This is a genomic window from Tamaricihabitans halophyticus, from assembly GCF_004340875.1.
GTDB lineage: Bacteria > Actinomycetota > Actinomycetes > Mycobacteriales > Pseudonocardiaceae > Tamaricihabitans > Tamaricihabitans halophyticus.
In genome coordinates, this window is sequence record NZ_SLXQ01000023.1 from 1 (window position 1) to 19,208 (window position 19,208).

At 62.8% G+C, this 19,208-nt stretch carries 18 protein-coding genes; 6 read left to right on the plus strand and 12 right to left on the minus strand.

The annotated features are described in order from the left end of the window. Nucleotides 1-422: 422 nt before the first annotated feature. The 4 genes from EV191_RS27765 to EV191_RS27775 all read right to left on the minus strand — a co-directional run bounded on the left by EV191_RS27765 (nt 423) and on the right by EV191_RS27775 (nt 4,592). Complete coding sequence (locus EV191_RS27765) at nt 423-1,622, minus strand: tyrosine-type recombinase/integrase (protein WP_132880794.1); 1,200 nt, start codon at nt 1,620-1,622, stop codon at nt 423-425. Next, entirely contained in the window at nt 1,622-1,774 is a 153-nt protein-coding gene (locus EV191_RS30245) for a hypothetical protein (protein ID WP_165913132.1), read from the minus strand. The genes EV191_RS27765 and EV191_RS30245 overlap by 1 nt, the downstream gene beginning before the upstream one ends. A 118-nt stretch (nt 1,775-1,892) precedes the next feature. After that, on the minus strand, nt 1,893-3,086 hold the full coding sequence (locus tag EV191_RS27770; protein WP_132880796.1) for an alpha/beta hydrolase family protein: 1,194 nt from the start codon (nt 3,084-3,086) through the stop codon (nt 1,893-1,895). A 60-nt stretch (nt 3,087-3,146) separates the two neighbouring features. After that, nucleotides 3,147-4,592 carry an APC family permease gene (locus tag EV191_RS27775; protein ID WP_132880798.1) on the minus strand — a complete coding sequence of 482 codons (1,446 nt, stop codon included), beginning with the start codon at nt 4,590-4,592 and terminating at the stop codon, nt 3,147-3,149. 74 nt (nt 4,593-4,666) lie between these two features. On the opposite strand from EV191_RS27775, the gene EV191_RS27780 reads away from it, so the two are divergent. Together EV191_RS27780 and EV191_RS27785 are read left to right on the plus strand one after the other, a co-directional pair. Then, on the plus strand, nt 4,667-5,293 hold the full coding sequence (locus tag EV191_RS27780; RefSeq protein WP_132880800.1) for a TetR/AcrR family transcriptional regulator: 627 nt from the start codon (nt 4,667-4,669) through the stop codon (nt 5,291-5,293). A gap of 247 nt (nt 5,294-5,540) precedes the next feature. Then, the gene (locus EV191_RS27785; protein ID WP_132880801.1) at nt 5,541-5,729 is read left to right on the plus strand and encodes a hypothetical protein; all 189 of its coding nucleotides are present in this window, start codon (nt 5,541-5,543) and stop codon (nt 5,727-5,729) included. Between the two features lie 174 nt (nt 5,730-5,903). On the opposite strand, the gene EV191_RS27790 is transcribed toward EV191_RS27785, so the two are convergent. Genes EV191_RS27790 through EV191_RS27800 form a run of 3 tightly spaced genes read right to left on the minus strand, consistent with a single transcriptional unit; the run spans nt 5,904 to nt 7,444 of the window. Further along, on the minus strand, nt 5,904-6,587 hold the full coding sequence (locus EV191_RS27790) for a TetR/AcrR family transcriptional regulator (protein ID WP_165913133.1): 684 nt from the start codon (nt 6,585-6,587) through the stop codon (nt 5,904-5,906). Further along, nucleotides 6,514-6,984: a MaoC/PaaZ C-terminal domain-containing protein gene (locus EV191_RS27795; protein WP_207894791.1), complete on the minus strand. Its 471-nt coding sequence runs from the start codon at nt 6,982-6,984 to the stop codon at nt 6,514-6,516. The genes EV191_RS27790 and EV191_RS27795 overlap by 74 nt, the downstream gene beginning before the upstream one ends. Next, a complete protein-coding gene (locus EV191_RS27800; RefSeq protein WP_132880805.1) occupies nt 6,974-7,444 on the minus strand; it encodes a MaoC family dehydratase N-terminal domain-containing protein in 471 nt (156 codons plus the stop codon). Before EV191_RS27800 ends, EV191_RS27795 begins: the two co-directional genes overlap by 11 nt. Before the next feature lie 105 nt (nt 7,445-7,549). Here EV191_RS27800 and EV191_RS27805 point away from each other — a divergent pair, with 105 nt between their 5' ends. From EV191_RS27805 to EV191_RS27815, 3 genes are all read left to right on the plus strand, one after another. Then, nucleotides 7,550-8,344: an SDR family NAD(P)-dependent oxidoreductase gene (locus EV191_RS27805; RefSeq protein ID WP_207894793.1), complete on the plus strand. Its 795-nt coding sequence runs from the start codon at nt 7,550-7,552 to the stop codon at nt 8,342-8,344. Between the two features lie 59 nt (nt 8,345-8,403). Beyond that, the gene (locus tag EV191_RS27810) at nt 8,404-9,603 is read left to right on the plus strand and encodes a thiolase C-terminal domain-containing protein (protein WP_132880808.1); all 1,200 of its coding nucleotides are present in this window, start codon (nt 8,404-8,406) and stop codon (nt 9,601-9,603) included. Between the two features lie 76 nt (nt 9,604-9,679). Further along, on the plus strand, nt 9,680-12,697 hold the full coding sequence (locus EV191_RS27815; RefSeq protein ID WP_132880810.1) for a helix-turn-helix transcriptional regulator: 3,018 nt from the start codon (nt 9,680-9,682) through the stop codon (nt 12,695-12,697). A 3-nt stretch (nt 12,698-12,700) separates the two neighbouring features. On the opposite strand, the gene EV191_RS27820 is transcribed toward EV191_RS27815, so the two are convergent. From EV191_RS27820 to EV191_RS27835, 5 genes are all read right to left on the minus strand, one after another. Beyond that, the gene (locus tag EV191_RS27820; RefSeq protein WP_132880812.1) at nt 12,701-14,494 is read right to left on the minus strand and encodes an AMP-dependent synthetase/ligase; all 1,794 of its coding nucleotides are present in this window, start codon (nt 14,492-14,494) and stop codon (nt 12,701-12,703) included. 38 nt (nt 14,495-14,532) lie between these two features. Next, nucleotides 14,533-15,339 carry a glucose 1-dehydrogenase gene (locus tag EV191_RS27825; protein WP_243659289.1) on the minus strand — a complete coding sequence of 269 codons (807 nt, stop codon included), beginning with the start codon at nt 15,337-15,339 and terminating at the stop codon, nt 14,533-14,535. Then, on the minus strand, nt 15,336-16,316 hold the full coding sequence (locus EV191_RS27830) for a polysaccharide deacetylase family protein (protein WP_132880813.1): 981 nt from the start codon (nt 16,314-16,316) through the stop codon (nt 15,336-15,338). The genes EV191_RS27825 and EV191_RS27830 overlap by 4 nt, the downstream gene beginning before the upstream one ends. Nucleotides 16,317-16,465: 149 nt before the next feature. Continuing rightward, on the minus strand, nt 16,466-16,609 hold the full coding sequence (locus EV191_RS30250; RefSeq protein WP_165913134.1) for a hypothetical protein: 144 nt from the start codon (nt 16,607-16,609) through the stop codon (nt 16,466-16,468). Nucleotides 16,610-16,765: 156 nt separating this feature from the next. Further along, on the minus strand, nt 16,766-18,529 hold the full coding sequence (locus tag EV191_RS27835; protein WP_207894795.1) for a CocE/NonD family hydrolase: 1,764 nt from the start codon (nt 18,527-18,529) through the stop codon (nt 16,766-16,768). Between the two features lie 57 nt (nt 18,530-18,586). On the opposite strand from EV191_RS27835, the gene EV191_RS27840 reads away from it, so the two are divergent. Beyond that, a complete protein-coding gene (locus EV191_RS27840) occupies nt 18,587-19,201 on the plus strand; it encodes a helix-turn-helix domain-containing protein (RefSeq protein ID WP_132880815.1) in 615 nt (204 codons plus the stop codon). Nucleotides 19,202-19,208: the final 7 nt, after the last annotated feature.

Consider the following 19,208-nt stretch of genomic DNA (forward strand, 5'->3'; position numbering starts at 1 on the left):
ACCGTACCAACATCACCGGAAAAACAGTAGGATGGAAACAAGCGTTGAACACCCTATCCCTCCACTACGGAGACCGGATCAACGCACAGTAACCAAGTAGGCAATCACCAGCCCGCCCACGAAGTTCCTGACACTCCCGGATTCGGCTATCCGATTTACCTGGGGGTGTGGGGTCCGTTGACTATTTGGTGTCGAGTGGGCGAAATGTGGACGATTGCAGGAACCGTAAACGTGGCGTGTTAGGATAATCGGTGAGCTGGGCGAGAAGTTCAGAGCACAGCGCAGAGCCTTCCGATACTGGCAGTCAAGGGGTCACGGGTTCGAATCCCGTCAGCTCCACACTTCATGAAAAGGCTCCTGAACGGGCTGTCTAGCCTGGTCAGGAGCCTTTCGTATGTTCATGAGTTGATCATGGGCAAGTTCTATATTGCAGTGCGTTGGGGACCACGTGGGGACCGTAGGTGTCGGGATAGCAGGTGGCCCGCATCGGTGACTGATTGGCGGTTGGGGTGTAGGTAGCGCTGGGTGGTGGTCAACGAGCTGTGCCCGGCGATTTTGCGTAGGTGGTGTACGGGGACGCCTGCGTCGGCTAGCCAGGTGAGCCCGGTATGGCGGAGGTCGTGGCGCCGTAGGTGTTCGTAGCCGAGTCGGGTGACTACGGTGTCCCACGAGGTGGCGTCCCGCAGCACGGCCGTGGTGATCCGTCCGCCGCGTGGTCCGGTGAACAGTCGTGCTTCGGGGTCACGGTCGACGGCGGCGATGCGTTGCTGAACAAGCTCGCGTACCTCGTCGATGAGCGGCACCGTACGGGCGCGCTTGCCTTTGGTGCCCTTGTCGATGAGCCCGCCGGGTGACGGGGTTGTCTGGCGTCGCACGTCCCACATCCACGCGTTGGTGTCGATGTCTTTCACGCGGCAGCCGGATACCTCGCCGATCCGTGCGGCTGTGCAGGCAGCGAAGATCACTACCTCGCCCCAGCCTGCGTATTCGTTGGATGATTCGGCGACCAGCGCGTCCGCGATCGTGGTCAATGCGGCCCAGTTCGGGAGCGCCAATGAACGGGGGTCATCGAGTTCGTCTTCGGCGCGTTGGTACTCGTGTTGCCAGCCGGTGACCCGTGCGGGGTTGCGGTCGATCAGGCCATCCCGCACGGCTTGTTCCATGACGCGTACCAACACGGCAAGGCTGTTTTTCACCGTGGATAGGCCACAGTCGTCGGCGATCCAACCATGTACCGCACGGTCTACCGCCCCGTTGGTGATCATGCAGACCGGGATGTGTCCGATGCTGGGTACGACCCGTTTACGCCACCCCGCGCTGTACGGTTCGGTGGTGGTGGCTTCGAGCCCGCGCAGCGCAAGATTCATGACGGTATCGCCGTAGTCGGCCAGATTCATGGTTGCCGTGGCTGGATCCAAGCCGCGCGCGGCGGCCCGCCGGATGGTGGTGATCCATTCGGCCGCTGCGTCTTCGTCCTCGAAAGATTCCGATGTGGATTTGCGCCGTTTCGTTGTCGGATCAACCCACCGGGCGCGTGCCCGGTGCGGGGCTTTGCGGTTGGGTCGGTATTCCACGTCGGTGGAGATAGATACCCCGACTGGTAGGGCGACGGTGCTGGTCATCACGCCACCTCGCCGGGGATGACGCGCCGGGTCATCAGCCACTGCTCGACGTCGAGCGAGTTGTACACCGTAACTCGGTTGGACAACTGGACGAATGGTGGCCCTTGGGCCGGTCTGGACGTGCGCCATCGGCGCACCGTGGAGCTGTCCACGCCCCAGCAGCGTCCAGAAACCAGCGGATAGTCCCGCGTGTCGGACCAGGTACACCGTTCATCGGACAGACCTTGGTTACAGACCCGGCAAAAGTCAGGTTAGACCGACTCTCAGCGCTCACGCGCCGGTGCTGAGCCGGTCGCAAAGCCAGTCGGAGATGTCAGCGGCGGCACGCAAGGGGGCGTCTGCCTGGCAGTGGGTGCACCCACTCGTCCAGGCCGGGTAGCGCAGGAAGGTCTTGTCCGTCATTGTGAGGTTTGCAAAGGTCTCCTCAGCCTCACTGAAGGGGGTGATGCGATCGGACTCACCGTGCAGGAGCAAGGTCGGGCAAGCGATTCTCTGGGCAACCCCGTGCAGATTGTATGGGTTCAAAGCCGTCATCAGATCGGCGTCCGGCCGAAGGCACAGGATTTTGCGCCAAAGATCGGTGAAGTATTCACCGGCGGACGAACCGTTGAGTTCGACACCTAGCACTCGTGGTAGGTCGTAGATCGCGCCCCAAATGACGGCTGCGGCGAACCGTGGTTCGTAGGCGGCTGCGCGCGCCGCGAGATAGCCGCCCAGGCTTTGTCCAACGACCGCGATGCGCCCCGGGTCGACGAAGTCGTACGTGGTCAGGAAGTCGTAGGCCGCGCTCGCGGGCAGCTCCCAGTCATGCCTGCCTGCTATGCCCCGCCTGAGCGCTTCGCCCTGCCCTGGGCCGTCCATGGCCAGAGTGTGTATGCCTCGTTGAGCCAGGGCCCTCCCGAGAAAGAAGTACATCTCCTCGGCGACCGCGTCGGTACCTCCGAAGATCACCGCGGCCGCCTGTCTGGTGCCCTCGTCAGCGCAGGCTCCTGGGAAGAAGTAACCCGGCAGCGTGGTGCCGTCCTCGTACGGGATCTCAACGGCTGCATGGGGCGGGTCAGCGAGCGGGGCCGCCCGCTGAAACGACGCGCGCCGGGCCTCGATGCTTGCTGAGTGTCGGGGGTCTGTGTCCGGCAGAAAGAATCCAGCGGCGTGGTGGTAGTTCGTGGCCCGGTACAGCTTGTCGCGCGCTGAGGACGAATTCCCCGTGCGGAGGCTGGATTCCGCATCGGCATCCAGCCGACGAGCGATGGACGAGAAGACGCCGTACCACGCCTCCGCGTCGCCGGGCCGCACTCCTTGTAGAGCAAGAATGATCTCCGAGAAGTCGCCACCGCCGGCCGGGATCTTCCCCATCATGCGAAGGAACTGAAAGGACCAGAAGTTATTCTCCGGCCACAGCTCGAAGTGGTCGAGGCCAGTTCCCGATCTGTCGGCGGATTTGTCGGCGGGTACGGTGTTCACGAAGCACTCCTACTCTGATCGGTATCTTCGGTTGGTGGCACCGCCTCGAGTGTGTGGACGTCAGTCACGCAGCTCATGCAGCGCCTCTCTTGCGTCGAGTGAGTGACGCCGACTGGTGAGCACCCCGGCAGCCGCGCCTACGACGAGGAGCAATGGCATCGCAGCGACCACGGCAGACGAGCTACCGGTGACTTGCTGGTAGTTGAGAACGATCAGTACTCCGATGACCGCGAGACCTGCGGCCGCAACAACGGGAGCCACGCGTGTACCTACGACGGTGCCGGGAAGCCTGCCACGTAGCGAAGCCACCAGAGCGCTGAGCGAGCAGCAGACAGTCATAGCGATAAGCGCGAGAGACGTAACACCACTCACGGCTGGGAATAGTCCCGTGATTGGATCGGCGCCGGTCACGATGAATGGCCCGATTAGCGTCACGTTGATTGCGATCTGCGTGATAGTCGCGACGTGTGGCGTGCCCCGATGTGTGTGGGTGCGAGCCAATGCGCGGGGCAACAGCCCTGCTCGGCCCAGCGCGAAACCGTAGCGCGAGGCCATGTTGTGGAAGGCCACCGAGGCGGTCAGGAAGCTGAATGTCACTATGACACTGATGATCACTCCGATGGAGGAGCCCAGATACTCAGCAGCTGCGCCGTCGAGCAAGGCTCCGGGATTTTCCGTGCCAGCAACGACGACGTCGTCATATGCGGCGATCAGTGTCCAGCTTGAGATGAGGTACACCAGCGTAAGCAATCCCAGGGCGATGACGGTTGCCCGGCGGATCCGTTTAGCGGGGGCCTCGCATTCTTCACCATAGCTAGCGGCCGCCTCGTAGCCTGCGAAAGACAGCATGCAGAAGACCGCAGTCAAGGCGAACCCGTCAGCAGTCAGGGAACCAGGACTGAAACCATCAAATGTAAACCCGGATGGGTTCGTCCTGAACACGGCGCCCGCCAAGACCGCCAGTAAAACGAACTGGAGCAGGCACACAGTCGCCGTGACTTTACTCGCGAGCGTCACCCCGTAGTGGCCAAGAGCTCCCAGAACCACGAGCGCTGCCGCGGAGTAGACCGCCCAGTGCAGGTCGATCCCGAAGTGCGTAGATAGGGCGAGATCAGCGTAGAAGCCCGTCGCCACAATCATTGCCGCACAAGCGAGGTTGTAGGCGATTCCGGCAATGAACGCAATCGCCGCACCGAAGGCCGGGCCAAGCCCATGCGCGACGTAGGCGTGATAGGCGCCAGCGCTGACCACTGTACGACTCAATGCGGTGTATCCCGACGTATAGATGGCCAGCAACACGCTTACGACCACGAGCCAGCCCAACGTACCAACGCCGGCACCGATGCCGAGACTCAGCGAAAGATTCGACGCCATCGCGGTCAGCGGAGCCGTGCACGCAACCACCATGAAAACCATGCCGGGTACGCCGATCGCACCACGTCTCAGTCTGCCGCTGTTCGTTCCACTCAGCGGCTCGACATTCGAGCCAAGGGACTCCGACGCCATTGTCATACCCTTCGCTAGTCACAATCCTAACGATACGAAACGGTATCGTTTCGTTGGCGTGTTACAGTAGGCGAGTGAGGCAAGACACGTCAACACCCCGGTCGCGCTCGGAAGGAAGGGCCCCGCCCATCCCGGCCCTGCGGACGTCGGTAACCGATGCGATCACTCAGGTTGTGCTCAACGAACTCGCCGAGGTGGGGTACCAGAAACTGACCATGGACGGCGTTGCGAAGCGGGCTGGATCGAGCAAACCCACCCTCTATCGACGATGGTCCTCAAAAGAGGAGATGGTCATCGCCGCAGTGGCGACCGTCAGTCAGCCGGTCATTCCAGAAGACGATGGTCGCGACCTATGGGATCGCCTGCTGGAATTGACTAGAGCTGTCCATGTGTGGCTGAGCGATCCACTGGTGCATCGGATCATGCCCGATCTACTTGCCGAGGGGCTGCGCAGCGACGCGTTGGACAGAGCACACACCCACTACATCACCGAACCACGCCGAGAAGCGTCGAAGGCCACGATGGCCACAGCGCGTGAACGTGGCGAGATCCGCCAGGACATCAACATCGAGTTTGTTCTCGATGTCCTGGCTGCGCCAATCTATTGGAGGCTGTGCGTACTCCGTAAAGAAGTCGACGACGACTACCTGCAAACGCTCACTGACTTCGTCCACCGTGAGTTGACGACCCGCGATGTGTAAACCAACTCCTTCGCGCGCCTCGATCCCCGCAGCCCGATTCGCTTCAGGAGCCAGCGACGGGGAGGGAAGATGCCGTCACGAGGCCATGCTCGTCAGGTGCACACGCGACTGTGGCGCCAGCCTGGCCCGCTTCAGTGATTCCGCGGCGAGTGGACGTTCACGGCGGCCCGTGGGTGAACCGACCCATCCATGGATACTGCAACGTCGATCTTGTAGGCACCGCGCACGGACCACCGCTGGCGGAACGGTGTCTGCGGCCCTCGTGCTCGGCTCGACCGCCTTGGATGGGCACCTCAAGAGCGTGTACCTGGCCGAGACGGCCATTGCTCAAGTGCTCAATGAGTGGATCGGGGCCACATCCCACAGCGCCAGCCTCGACGAGACCGTCCAGGCTGTTGACCTCTGGACGTACCCGGCGGTTCGGCGATACACGTGATTATCGAGCAATACTTCCACCATGTGGTGGGCTTCAGGTCGTATCGTGTTTCGATCCGCTTAGTGGCCGTCAGACGATATTGGGGAAGTCCACACCATCGACTGTGATCAACTGCCGACCGCGCTCAGCTCCGGGCACCCTCACTGGCCTCGATCAGAAGGTCCGGCCGGACTACTAGGCGCACAACATGCTGACGAGCCGGTCACGGGCGAACTGCCACTGGCGTTGGACGCTTGCGTGGGAATGGCCAAATAGTTGAAGAATGGCGATTCCTCGAACGGTGCTCATTGCCATGGCGAAGAGCTCGTCGAACTCGTCTGGTGGGTTCGCGTGTCCTGCCAGCTTGCTGTGTGCCCAGTCGTTGATCATGCGGTTGACTGCGGTTTCTTCGTTTCGGACCGCGTCACGTAGGTCGTCATCCGTCCGAGTTGCCAGCGACAGCTCGAGCATGGTCGCGAACAGCGGTCCGGTGTACTGCGTGAAAAGCGCATCGAGAACCCGTCGGGTGGATATCCTCCCTGCCTTTCTCGTGGCCTCCTCCAACTCGCGCATGCTGCGTTCGGCCAGATGCTGAACCGCGGCCGTGACGAGATCGTTCTTGTGCGAGAAGTGATGCTGCTGCGCGCCACGGGAAATGCCAGCTCGACGTGCCACGCCGTGCGTGGAGAATCGCGTGAAGCCGCCCTCGAGTAACTCATCGACGGCGGCATCGAGTAACCGCCGACGGGTCTCGGTGCTGCGCTCCTGCTTGGGTGCTGACTCAGGGGACATAGGAGACTCGATCCTAGCCGCCGCCATCCGATCGAGCCTCGTGTGGTGCGGTGGATACTGACGCTTTGCCGGAAAGTACTTGTTCACCGTCTTGCCGCGCCACGCTTAGTTCCACGTGGGCTAGCGATACCTCGTGCGTGGACGACTCGACCTCGATCACCGTCCCGCTGAAGGTAAGCACATCATCTGGCCATACCTGGCCCTCGAAGCGGACCGAAAATGCGCATATGTTGTGTGGGCCTACCCAGGCGGACAGTCGCTGGCCGAGCATCCCGGCGTGCATCATGCCGATCCCGAACACGCTCGGCAGTCCTGCCGCGATGGCCAGTGGTTCGTCGTGATGGATCGGGTTGAAGTCGCCGCTGGCCCCGGCGTAGCGGACAATGTCAGTCCTGGTAAGTGGGCCAAACCGCCATTCGGGGAGAGTATCGCCCTCGGCGAGAGGTATTGGCGAGGTCGGCACCGCATGGGTGTCAGCGCGCACTGCTGTTCCCTCCTTTTTCGACCACCACGTCCCTGCGAGTGGCCACTTGCTCGCCGTGCTGATTGGTGTATGACGTTTCGATAGCGACCAGAGTCATGGCACCACCGCGCTTGCCGACGCGTTCGTTGACGTCAACCACGGAACTCCGTGCGGTGAGCTCATCGCCGCAACGCACTGGCGCGAAGAACTGCCAGCTGGCCTCGCCGTGCAGCAAGTTGGTGGTGTCCAGGCCCAGCCGGATGGCCCCGTCCAGAGCGCCGTGTTCGCGCCACAGATCCGCGACGACCGTGGCCGTCGGCGGGGCCGGAATATCGTCGAATCCAGCCTCCCTAGCGGCTTCTCGGTCGCTCCACAGTGGCTCGGGGGCATCAAATGATCGGGCAAGCTCAGCTAGTTTGCCGCGCTCCACGGGGAAGCGCACGGTTCCCAGTTCCCTGCCAATGAGTCCTCTGTCGGCCATCCTGCTCCTTAGAAAAAATCCATCCGGACGGATTGTTATGTTACGGTACCGCTACCGGAAGGACAACAGGACGGAGTGTTGATGTTTCACGGCAAGGTGGCCGTCGTGACGGGCGCTGCACGCGGTATTGGGCGAGCGGCGGTCGAGCTGCTGGCCAGCAACGGGGCGAAGGTGGTTATCAGCGATCTGGATCAGGATGCGGCGACCGAGGCATCGGCTCAGATCTCTGGGGACACCGCGGTCCATAGTGGAAATCTGTGTGATGAAGGCGCGCCTGAAGCGTTGGTAGCGACGGCGATCGAGCAGTACGGTCAGCTCGATATCGTCGTGAACAATGCCGGCTATATCACCGATGGTCCGTTGCACAAGCTGAGTGATCAGAGCTTTCAAGACATGCTCGATATCCACACAATCGTTCCGTTTCGGGTACTGCGAGCCGCCGCGCCGTATCTTCGGGATCCGGCCAAACGTGAACGCGCCGAGGGTATCGAGGTCTTCCGTAAGGTCGTCAACGTGACCTCGATGGCCGCGTATGGCAACGCCGGCCAGGCCAACTATTCGGCGGCCAAGTCCGGACTTATTGGACTGACCAAGACCCTCGCCAAGGAGTGGGGATCGTTCAAGGTCAATGTGAACGCGGTTGCTTTCGGTTTGGTCGACACACGTCTAACTCAGGCCAAGACCGACGAAACCGTGGTGACCATTGGCGACAAGACAGTCCACGTCGGCGTTCCGGAACAGCTACGTTCGGCGATGAACTCGCTCGTGCCGCTGGGTAGGGGTGCCACCCCAGCGGAAGCGGCCGGCGGTATTGGCTTCCTGTGTTCGCCGTGGAGTGATCACGTCACCGGACAGGTGCTCAATGTCGGCGGTGGCCTGGCGTTGGGAATGACGGCGTAAGCGCTGCCGGCTGATGCCGTTTACGAGTAGGTAGCACAACACGATCTCAGGAGTAAGACATGGGCAGTCGAGTGTTTGTTGTCGGCGTGGGCATGAGCAAGTTTGACAAGCCGGGGACGAAGGAAGGCGATTATCCGGACTGGGTAGTTGAAGCGGGCAAGGCCGCGTTGGCCGACGGCTCGGTTCGGTACGCTCAGATCGAGCGCGCCTTCGTCGGCTACGTATATGGGGATTCGCCCAGTGGTCAGCGCGCACTCTACGGGTTGGGGCACACGGGTATTCCGATCGTCAACGTGGACAATGCCTGCGCCACTGGCTCCACGGCGTTGTACCTGGCACGCGAAGCGATCGAGGCTGGCCTCGCGGACTGCGTGCTCGCAGCCGGTTTCGAAAAGATGGAACGTGGATCCCTTGGGGCGAAGTTTCCCGACCGCGCCAGTCCGATGGACAAGCACCTGGAGACATTGCAGCGGCTCGTCACGCCGGAGAACTCCCCGTTCGCGCCGCAGATGTTCGGTAATGCCGCCAGGGAACACATGCGCGAGTACGGCTCGCAGCCACGCCACTATGCCTGGATAGGCTGGAAGAACCACAAGCACTCGGTGCACAATCCCTATGCGCAGTTCCAAAAGGAATACTCGCTCGACGAGATCGCCGACGCGACCATGATCCACGACCCGATCACCAAGCTGCAGTGTTCGCCGACCTCGGATGGTGCGGCGTGCGCGGTACTGGCATCGGAGCGGTTCGTCGAAGCCAATGATCTGTGGTCCACGGCCGTGGAGATCACTGGCCAGGCACTTGTCACGGATACCGAGTCAACCTTCGATGCCACGGCGAACTGTCGGACCGTGGTCGGGTATGACATGTCCAAGGTCGCAGCCGAACAGGCCTATGCGCGCGCTGGGATCGAGGTGAGCCAGGTCGATGTGGTTGAACTACACGACTGCTTCTCGGCCAACGAGCTGATCACCTATGAGGCCCTTGGGCTGGCTGCCGAAGGTGAGGGGCACAAGCTTGTCGAAGCGGAGGCGACGACCTACGGCGGAGCTGGCCCCGTGGTCAATCCGTCCGGTGGACTGATCTCCAAGGGACACCCACTTGGCGCGACGGGTATCGCGCAGTGCGCCGAGTTGAGCTGGCAGCTGCGACAGGCGGCGGCGGAGCGCCAAGTGCCGGGAGCGCGCACGGCCTTGCAACACAACCTCGGGCTCGGTGGCGCTGCGGTCGTAACGGTGTACCAGACGCCTAATCGCTGACCGGAGCGCTCCGGAACGGGTGGCGTGCGGTTGGCTGGTCCTTCCCGGTGTTTGTGGAAACGGGTAGAGTTCCGTTATGGACGGACGGGACAAGGTCGTCTCGCCGCAACGTGGCTCCGGCGGTCATATGCGCGACAGTGAATCCGATCGAACGCGGAAGGGTTCGTCCGACGAGCGCGACGCCATCGTCGGACGAACCACCGAGCTGGATATGCTGTCAGCCGTGATCGAATCCGCTGCCGAACGCGGTGACGAGCGGTTGGCCATAGTCGGCGAAACAGGCGTCGGCAAGAGCGTGTTACTTAGTCGCCTTCGCCGGCAGGCGCGTCAAGCTGAGTTTCTTGTCGCGGCGGGGCGCGCGACGGAGTTCGAACTGGACGTTCCGTTCGGGCTGGCCATCGCCGTGCTCGATCGACTGTTCGGCGACAGGGAACCTGATCTGCGATCGTTGGGCGATGAGCTGTTCGGCGAGCTCTCGGCTGTGTTTCCGGCACTTGGTTCGACGAATGCGGCCCCGGTTTCCGGCATCGCCGCGGAACGGTTCCGGCTGTACCACGCGGTGCGAGCCGGGTTGGAATGTGTCGCGCGGGAGCGTGGGCTGCTGGTCGTATTCGACGACGTGCACTGGGCCGATGAGCCGTCGGCCGAACTGCTGGCGCATCTGCTCAACCACGGCCTTGCCGGCACGACCTGCATCGCGCTGGCTTACCGCCCGCGCCACCTGCCACGGCCACTCGCGCAGGCGATCGCCAGTGGTGCACGGGAACGAGTCACTCGGCTACTGGAACTCCAGCCATTGGACCGCGCGAATGCCCAAGCACTGGTCGGCGCGGACGATGCGAGTTTCGAGGATTGCTATTACCAGAGCGGTGGGAATCCCTTCTTTCTCACCGAACTCATCCGAGCCCGGCAACGCCGCGCGGGACGGGCTACGGTGCGGCCGGCGGGCGATTCCGGTAGCGTGCCAGCAGCGGTACGAGAAGCAATCGAACAAGACGTACAAGGCGTTTCGACTGGCGCACGCGGTTTGGCTCAGGCGGCCGCAGTGCTCGGCGAGCCGTTCGGCCTCAAGTTCGCGGCGGAAGTCGCCGGCCTTCGACACGAGGAAGCGCTCGACGACCTTGACGAGCTGTTGAACCGGGGCCTGGTTCGGACGACCGCAACACGGCAATCGTACGCATTTCGGCACCCCGTCGTGCGTCATGCGGTGTATGTTGCGGCCGGTGAAGCGACCAGGGCCGCGTTGCATGCGCGTGCCGCGCGGCTGCTCGCCGACACGGGAGCTTGCCTTACCACACAAGCGCATCATGTTGAACGGTCGGCGCTCCCGGGCGATGCGAAGGCCAGCGCACTACTCATTGAAGCGGCAACGGCCAGTTTCTCCCGTGCGCCGCGAGTGGCCGCGGACTGGTTTCGCGCGGCACTCAGGTTGCTGCCGGACAATGTCGCTGCCGACCAACGAATCGAGTTGCTGACGTCCTGTGCCGATGCGCTCACCGCGTCCGGTTGCTTGGAGGAGGGTGGCAGCGCGCTGGACGAAGCCATTGCCCTGGTGCCCGAAGGCGATACCGTGCGTAGGGCGCGGTTGCTAGGTGCGCAGGTACGGTTGGAACACCTCCGCGGCGACGCGCACCGTGCGGCGAGTTCCGAACTGCGCGCGGCATTGGCCCGGCTGGGCGAGTCCAACTCGGCAGGCGTGGCGGCGTTGACACTCGAACTCGCCCACGACGCTGTCCACCTCGGGGACTGGACAGAAGCGGTACGTCTGTCCGAACAGGTCTGTGCACAGGCACAGGGGCTCGACAGCTTGGTTCTGGAGGCGTCCGGGGCGAGCACGCTCGCATGTGGTCAGTACTATGTCGGCGATACCGTGGCCGCGACTGGGTCGGTCGATCGCGCGGCGCATGTCGTCGATGCTCTCACCGACGCGGAGCTGGTCGAACACACCGAGGCAGTTGCGATGCTCGCGGCGGCCGAGATCGGTCTCGAACGGTATGCAGATGGTATCCAGCATGCGAAGCAGACCTTGGCGATTTCCCGTAGCAGTCGGCAAGGCCAGGGTTTCCCTGCGGCGATGGCAGCGTTGTCGATGGCGCACCTCTGGCTCGGTAACCTGTGGGAGGGTGCGAAGATCGCGGATGCGGTAATCGAAACTACTCGACTCGCCCGCAACACCACTACATTCTGGGCGTTGGGTTTTCGCAGCTGGGCAGCACTGCTGCAGGGAGACCTCGAGACAGCGACGCGGTGCAGCGAACAAGGTGTCGCTATGGGCGAGGATCTGTCCGCCAAGGGCTTCGGCTGGTTTCTACAGTGGTCCGCGGGTCTGGTCGCCATCGAGATCGGTGACGTGGCGGCTGGCGTGGACCGGATAATGATCCACTGTGGCGGACCGGAACTTACGTCTGTCGAGATAGGATGGCGTCCTTACTGCTATTCCGTGCTCTGTTCGGCTGAGCTGTCTCGCGGAGATATCGAAGCGGCGGCAGCTTGGGCGCGTCGGGCGGAAGAAGTGGCCGCCATGCTCGGACTGCCTGGCAAGAAGGCAGACGCGGCACTTGCCACCGCCGTCGTCGCTCTCGCCCGAGGTGAGTCGACGCTGGCCGCGTCGACGGCGGCGGAGGCCGCACGTGCCTTTGTGGATATTGGACGAGAACTGGATGCCGCTCGGGCGTGGGTTATCGAAGGCCAAGGTTTGGCCGCCCCGTGCGAGGAACGTCGAGCTACTGACCGCTTCGAGCGAGCCTACTTCGCGTTCGCGCGCTGCGGTGCGGCGAAACACCGAGACCAGGCCGCCCAGCACCTTCGTACGCGTGGCCGTAGGGTGCCGCGACCATATGGTCCGGCTCGGGAGCATGGCCAAGGGTTGCATTCGCTTAGTAATCGGCAGTATCAAGTCGCTGAACTCATCGCTCGTGGGTTGAAGAACCGGGAGATCGCCGACGAGCTTTTCGTGAGTCTGAAGACTGTCGAATCACACATCGCGCAGGTATTCGAGAAGCTCGCCGTCTCATCCCGAGCCGCCGTTGCGGGCGTGTTGGGGCGCACGGAGACGCGGCGTGCACCTGCCGGGCGCGTTGACGGACGTTCCTGAACGTCATGACTTACCCGCCGCATAGAGATCCGCTATCGTGTCTGCGTACTTGCTCGCGATGACAGCTCGTTTGAGCTTTGACGTCGGCGTGAGCTCATCTCCATCCGGAAGCCATTCGGTGGCCAGTAGTCGATAGCCCTTGATCTGTTCCACTCTGGACAGTTTGCTGTTGGCGCGAGCCACCGCAGCGGAGATCTCCTGGTCGAGATGACCGCCAGCGACCAGCTCAGCGAAGGGGGCCTCCAAGAGTCCGTGCGTACGTGCGTACGCGGCAACACCTTCCGGGCTGGGAACGAGCAGAGCTACATTGAATGGTCGCCCATCCCCGATGCAGCACGCCTGGCTGAGCAACTCGGACGAGCTCAGCAACGTGGCCTCGATATTCGCCGGCGACATGTTCTTGCCGGCCGAGTTGATGATGATGTCCTTCTTTCGATCGACGATGACGAGATAACCGTGCTCGTCGAGCTTCCCGATGTCGCCGGTCCGAAACCAGCCGTCGGGGTCCAAGACCTCGGCGGTGCGTTCGGTGTCCTGCCGGTAGCCGCGCATCACGTGCTGCCCGCGGACCAAGACCTCGCCGTCATCGTCGAGGCGCAACTCCGTATTGGGCATGGGGCGACCCACAGTACCAATGCGAATCGCGTCACGGTGGTTGATGGCACCAAGGGCCGTGGTTTCCGAAAGTCCCCAGCCCTCGCATATCGGTATGCCAATCGCGGAAAAGAACTCCAGCACCGTCGGCGGAATCGGCGCCGCGCCACTGATCACCCAGTCGGTCTGATCCAGGCCGATCTGCTCACGGATACCGCGAAAGACGGTCTCGTCCGCTTGCTTCCACTCGTGCATGAGCTCGGCGGAAACCGGCTCACCGTTCTGCTCCGCGCGGACCTTATGAAGACCAATGTGGATCGCCTGTTCACTCTGGTGATCGCGAAGCTGGGCGAGTAGCGCGGTCCGAAGCTTCTCCCAAACGCGCGGCACGGCCATGAACATGGATGGTCGGCAGCTGGGTAGCGCACCAATTACCTGGGTCGGATCGGCTACCGTCGTCACAACCGAGGCGGTGGCCATGTGGACGTAATGGGCCACGAGCCGGTCAGCAAGATGGGCGTGCGGCAGGTACGACACCAGACTGCCGCCGGTGCGGAGCGGAGCTAGCCGATCGCAACCACCGATCGCGAACATCAGGTTCGCGTGGGTTAGCTCAACTCCTTTCGGCGGCCCAGTCGTTCCCGAGGTATAGATCAGTGTCGCTACGTCTTCGGAGTGGACCGCTCGTGCGGCCGAGGCGAGATCGAATCCGGGATCAGCACGCGCTTCCAGCCGATCCAGGGTCAGCCCCTCGTCGCCGTCGACGACGATGATGTGTTCGATGTTCGGTGTGCTGGCAGCGTGTATCCGTGCGAGAAACTGGCTCTCCACGAACACGATCCGACACTCGGAATTGCGCAGTACGTGTGCGAGTTGTTCGGGAGCGGAGGTCACGTACAACGAGAACGGAATAGCGCCCAAGTGCAAGGCAGCGGCATCGATCAGATGAAACTCGGGCATGTTGCGCAGCATGATGCCGACGGTCGCGCCGCGCCGCACACCGAGTTCCGCCAGCGCGGCGGCGATGCGCGCCACCCTCGATTCGTATTCCGCCCAGCTGATGGTGACAGTGCCGTCCGGCGTGCGGATCGCGGTCCGATCGGCGGCTGTCGCCGCGGAACGCTGGAACGCCTCGCACAGCGTCCGCGCGCGCACGCCGGGAGCCGCATGGTGGTCCTCGCTCGCGGGAGCATGCTCCGCCATCATCAGGTCCTCTCTGCATCGATGTTCGACATGCTCGGTCAGCTACAACCGCTCACACCGCCGTCAAGCGGCAGTACGGTTCCGGTGAGATACGAGCCGGACCGCGAAGCCAGGAACCGTATCGCGCCGGCGATATCACTAGGCCCGCCAACGCGCCTGAGAGGAACATCCTCCAGCAACTGGGCACGCTGTTCGGCATCATCGAGTAGATGCCGGGACATCGACGTCTCGAACCAGCCCGGCGCGATGGCGTTGACCGTGATCGACTCCGCCGCGAGACGTTTGGCAAGGTGGCGAGTGAGCATGTGTACGGCGGCTTTGCTGGCGCTGTACGAGTAGTTCTCCAGGGCGGGTACGTTCAGCCCAGCCGTCGAGCCGATGTTGATCACCCTCGCGGGATCGACGCTGCTGGCGGTCGACCGCAGGGCCGGCAACATCTCGGTGGTCAGCTGGAAAACACCCTTTACGTTGGTGTCGAGTACCTTGTCCCACCCGTGCTCAGGGAAATCATCAACCGGTGCACCCCAAGTGGCGCCGGCATTGTTCACCAGCACATGCAACCGACCGTTCCAGTGCTGGTGCACCGCGTCGGCCAAGGATTCTCGGCCGGCGCTCGTAGCGATATCGGCGGCGACACCCTGGCAGTTGCCGCGCCGCGCGAGTTCGGCGCTTGCGGCTGCCACGGCTTCCGCCTTTCGCGAGGAGATCAACACCCGCGCGCCGGCATCCACCAGGCCGCTGGCGATCATGTACCCGATTCCGCGCGACCCGCCGGTAACCACCACGGTCTTGTCGCGGATGTCGAACGGGTCTGCCTCGTTCGTGCTTACCTCCACTGGGTTCACCAGTCGAACTCGTCGAAGGTTGGCTGAGCGCCGAAGGGCTGGACGGTATTGAACATGATCGTCCCCAGGATCTCCTCTTCACTCATTCCTTCGACGGGCGAAACCGCACGCACTTCGGCCAGCAGCTCGCGCGGGGGTGTGCCTTCGGTTTCCACTCCGGCGAACTCGGCCCATTTCTGCGTTGTGTTGCGGAACATCTTCGTCGTGATTGGCGGATGAATCGCGTTGGCTGGGTCCCGCATCGCCTCCTCGAGCGTCACGAACTCGACACCCAGAGCCATGTACGCCTCGATGATCCGCTCGGCGGTATCCGCCATGGCTGCCGTGCCATGCATGAGGCCGATATGTACGGGATCGCGGCCATGTACCTTGCGCGCGATTGCGGTCTGGCTCCGCAGCTGCGCGACGGCGGCCTCCACGATCTTGTCCTGCACCCAGTGCCGTGCCTGATCGTCGCCGGTGAGCAAGGTGCGCCAGTACGGCACGATGAACTGTGCGTCGTAAAACCAGCAGCTGACTGGTGCCGGCAGATATCCCGCGCTGGCCAGGTATGCCTGAACGTCGTTCGTTTTCTCCGGGGTGTCCCCCCACATGTCAAGGCAGTAGCGGAAATACCGAGTAGGAGCGCGGTCAATCCACCGCTCGATCAGCGTTTCGCTGCGCTGAATGTCCGCAATGTACTGCGCCGAGGTTACCCAATTCAGGCTCGCGTGATAGTGCGCGTGATTGCCAACATGGTTACCCGCCTCGCTCCAGATGTCCAGCACGTCAAACAAGGTGGCGTCGTCCTCGGTGGGCGAGGTATTCGAGAACGAGTAGACCGGCGGAAGATTGTAGCGTTCGAACGCCTTGCACAACGACCGTACGACCCGTTGCGCGGTGTAACCCTCCGGGTAGGGAAGACCTCTGAACTGGAAGAGGTCGTCGACGCTCATCGCCAGCTTGATCGGACCGTGCGGTGAAAGCGGCTCAGCCATGTCATCAACCCATTCAACGCAGTAGGAGCGGGGAGCTCGGTTAACTTGCGTTGACAGTGCCCGCTCAGTTGAGTACGGCCAATCCGTCGAAACCCGGAACCGAACCCTGAGTCACACCCTGAGCCACACCCTGAGCATTGTCCCTGTGGTCACCGCTTACCCGCGTCAAACAGCAGGTCTAGTTGCGCACCGAGCAGGCGATCGATTCGCTTGACGTGTAGTTGGTTACCCGACAATGCGCCACCGATCTTGAAACGGTCCCGCCCGAGGAGGAGTGGGCGCGTGCTCGTCACCGCGCCCCTGGCTGCATGCGGTCCGGCGTGCGGATCGTTGGGGCGTCCCTATGCATAGAGGATCTCCGACCTGACGCCGCCGGAGCGGCTGTTGCTGTGCTCATTTGCCGGGGGCGGCCTGAGGGGCAGCGGCGGTCGCGAACTGGTGAAGTGTCCTCAGCGGGTGGCGGGAACGATCGGCACGATCAGTTTGCTCTGGTTTCGTGGTCCGGAATGCACGCTCACCTGCGCACGCGCGATCTCGGTTCCGCGGTCGAGCGGCGTGCCATGTAGGCATGGACCGCAGCCGGCACCGGGATATGGCGGCTCGCTGGCCAGTTCGTCCAGCCGTTCGGTGTATTCGTAGTCCGTGCTCCGTATGGTGCATGCGATGCGGTAGCCACGTGGCACGATGATGCTGGTGGGCCAGATCTCCACGGCTAGTTCGTAGATTTTTCCTGGTGTCAGCGGGGCGGGTGTGCGATGTGTGTGAAATGGCCGGTAGGGCAGGCTGCGCTGGTCGTCGAGTTCGCGGTGCGATGCGCGCAACCAACCTTGCGCGATCGGGGTATACTCGTCAAGCGAACCACGTAGCACTACCTCGGTTCCGTCTGGCCGGACAACGTGCACGACGGTGAAGATGTCCGCGTCGCTGGTCGATGAGCTTACGAACAATGTGGCGGCCATCGGACCGGTGATCTCGGTGTCCTGCTCGAATGGTGGGCTCCAGAACGTGATGCCACGGCCGGGAGCGTCGAAGTTCACGCTTCCGGTTTTCGCCGCTGGCTGGTTCGTCAGCGATTTCCCTTGACATTCCAAGTACAGATCTGTCCATTGGGTACGTTCGATTGGCCATTCGGTCTCGTGTCGTTCGAATGTGCTGCCATCGACGTGACGTACCTGTAGCCGGACGGGTGGCTCGTTGTCCCATCCGTTGTCCTCGCCTTTGAGGAAGTGGTCGAGGAATCGCTTCTGCAGTGATATTCCGTAATCGGTGTAGAACAAGGTCCAGTGTTCAAGCCCGTGTACCTCGAGCCATTTTTGTGGTGCGGTGGCGTTCATGAAGGCCTCGAAGTTGCCGCGGGAGTGCAGTCCCTGTCCTCCCCAGTTGGCCGCGGACAGGAACGGGACACGGATCTTCGACCACTCGGCGGACCTCGTTGTGTACCACGAATCCTCAAGTGGGCGCGCGGAGATCTCGGCTGCCACCTCTGTTCGGTTGAGGGCCAGTTCGTCCTCCGGGAGTGTCACCGGTCCTGCCGCGGATTGTCCCGTGTGGGGGTTGTGGAACGACCGTTCGCCCTGTCCATACTGGACTGGAAGCACTTCGCCCGGATACCATAGCTCGGCGAAACGCGATGGGATTCCCCCGTGGTAGCAGGCATCCCGGTAGAGGTCGGCAACGCCCTCCCAGGCGACCATCGCCGACAAACTCGGCGGCTGCGTTCCGGCAACGAGCCAGCCGATGATCGTGTAATAGGAAATACCGCACAGCCCAACGCGCCCGGTGCTCCACGGTTGCTCGCTCGCCCATTCGATGCAGTCGTGCAGATCCATCGTCTCCCGTGTGGAGAGCACATCCAGGATGCCTGGCGAGCAACCGGCCCCTCGGGAGTCGACCCGAACGATCGCGTACCCGTCCGGCACCCACCGCTGCGGGTCGACTACCTCATAGTTCTGATACGCACCAGATGAGTCCAGCGTAATCTCGGGAAACTCCTCGACCATCGCTGCCCAGTAACTCGGATACGCCAGCTGAAACGGTGAGCCTTTGCCGTACGGTCCATAGCTGAGGATCACCGGGTGACGCCCTTGCTCCTGCGGCCGGAAGATGTCCGCTCGCAGTTCGAGGCCGTCATCCATGGGTATGGGGACTTGCCAATCGACCAGCATCCCGTCCCGCGCTTCGCTGCGGGTGTACCCGTTCACGTCGCCGTGCACCCTTGCCTCCTTGTGTCCGCTATAGTGGAGTTCTAGCCTTTATTGAGGAGGACGTCAATGGACCGGTTTTCCACCGGGCTGGCTGTCGAGGAACTCGGCCCCCGGATCCGCCGCGAGCGGCTGGCCCGTCAGCTGTCCCTCGAACAGCTCGCGGTCCGTAGTGGCGTGAGCCGCAGCATGCTCTCTGATATCGAGCGGGGCGGGAAACTGCCATCGGTCGTCGTGCTGGACAGCACCGCCACCGCCCTCGGCGTGACGATCAGCCAGCTGCTTGGCGAACCCACCGCCAACGCCGTAACGGTGCTACGTCGGGAAACCCAGCACGGTGCGACGAATCCGGCAGGCTGGCAGTGGCGGACGCTTTCGCCGCGCCTCGCCGGTGACGGCCCCGACTTCCTGCGCGGCACCGCGCCGCCCGCCACGAGCGGTCCGGAGTTCGCCGCGCATGCCACCGGGTCCCGCGAATGGGTAGCGGTCGAACACGGCAGCCTCTCCGTCGTCGTCGACGGGGAGGAGTATCGGCTCGAGGAGGGCGACGCGATCTGTTACGCCGCCGATCGCTCCCACCGCTTTGCCAATATTGGCGATCGAACGTGCACCTACTATCTCGTCCTGGATATCAAGCCATGGCCGTCGGACACCTCACATGAGGGCGTCAACCCGGCCGACTAACTGAGTT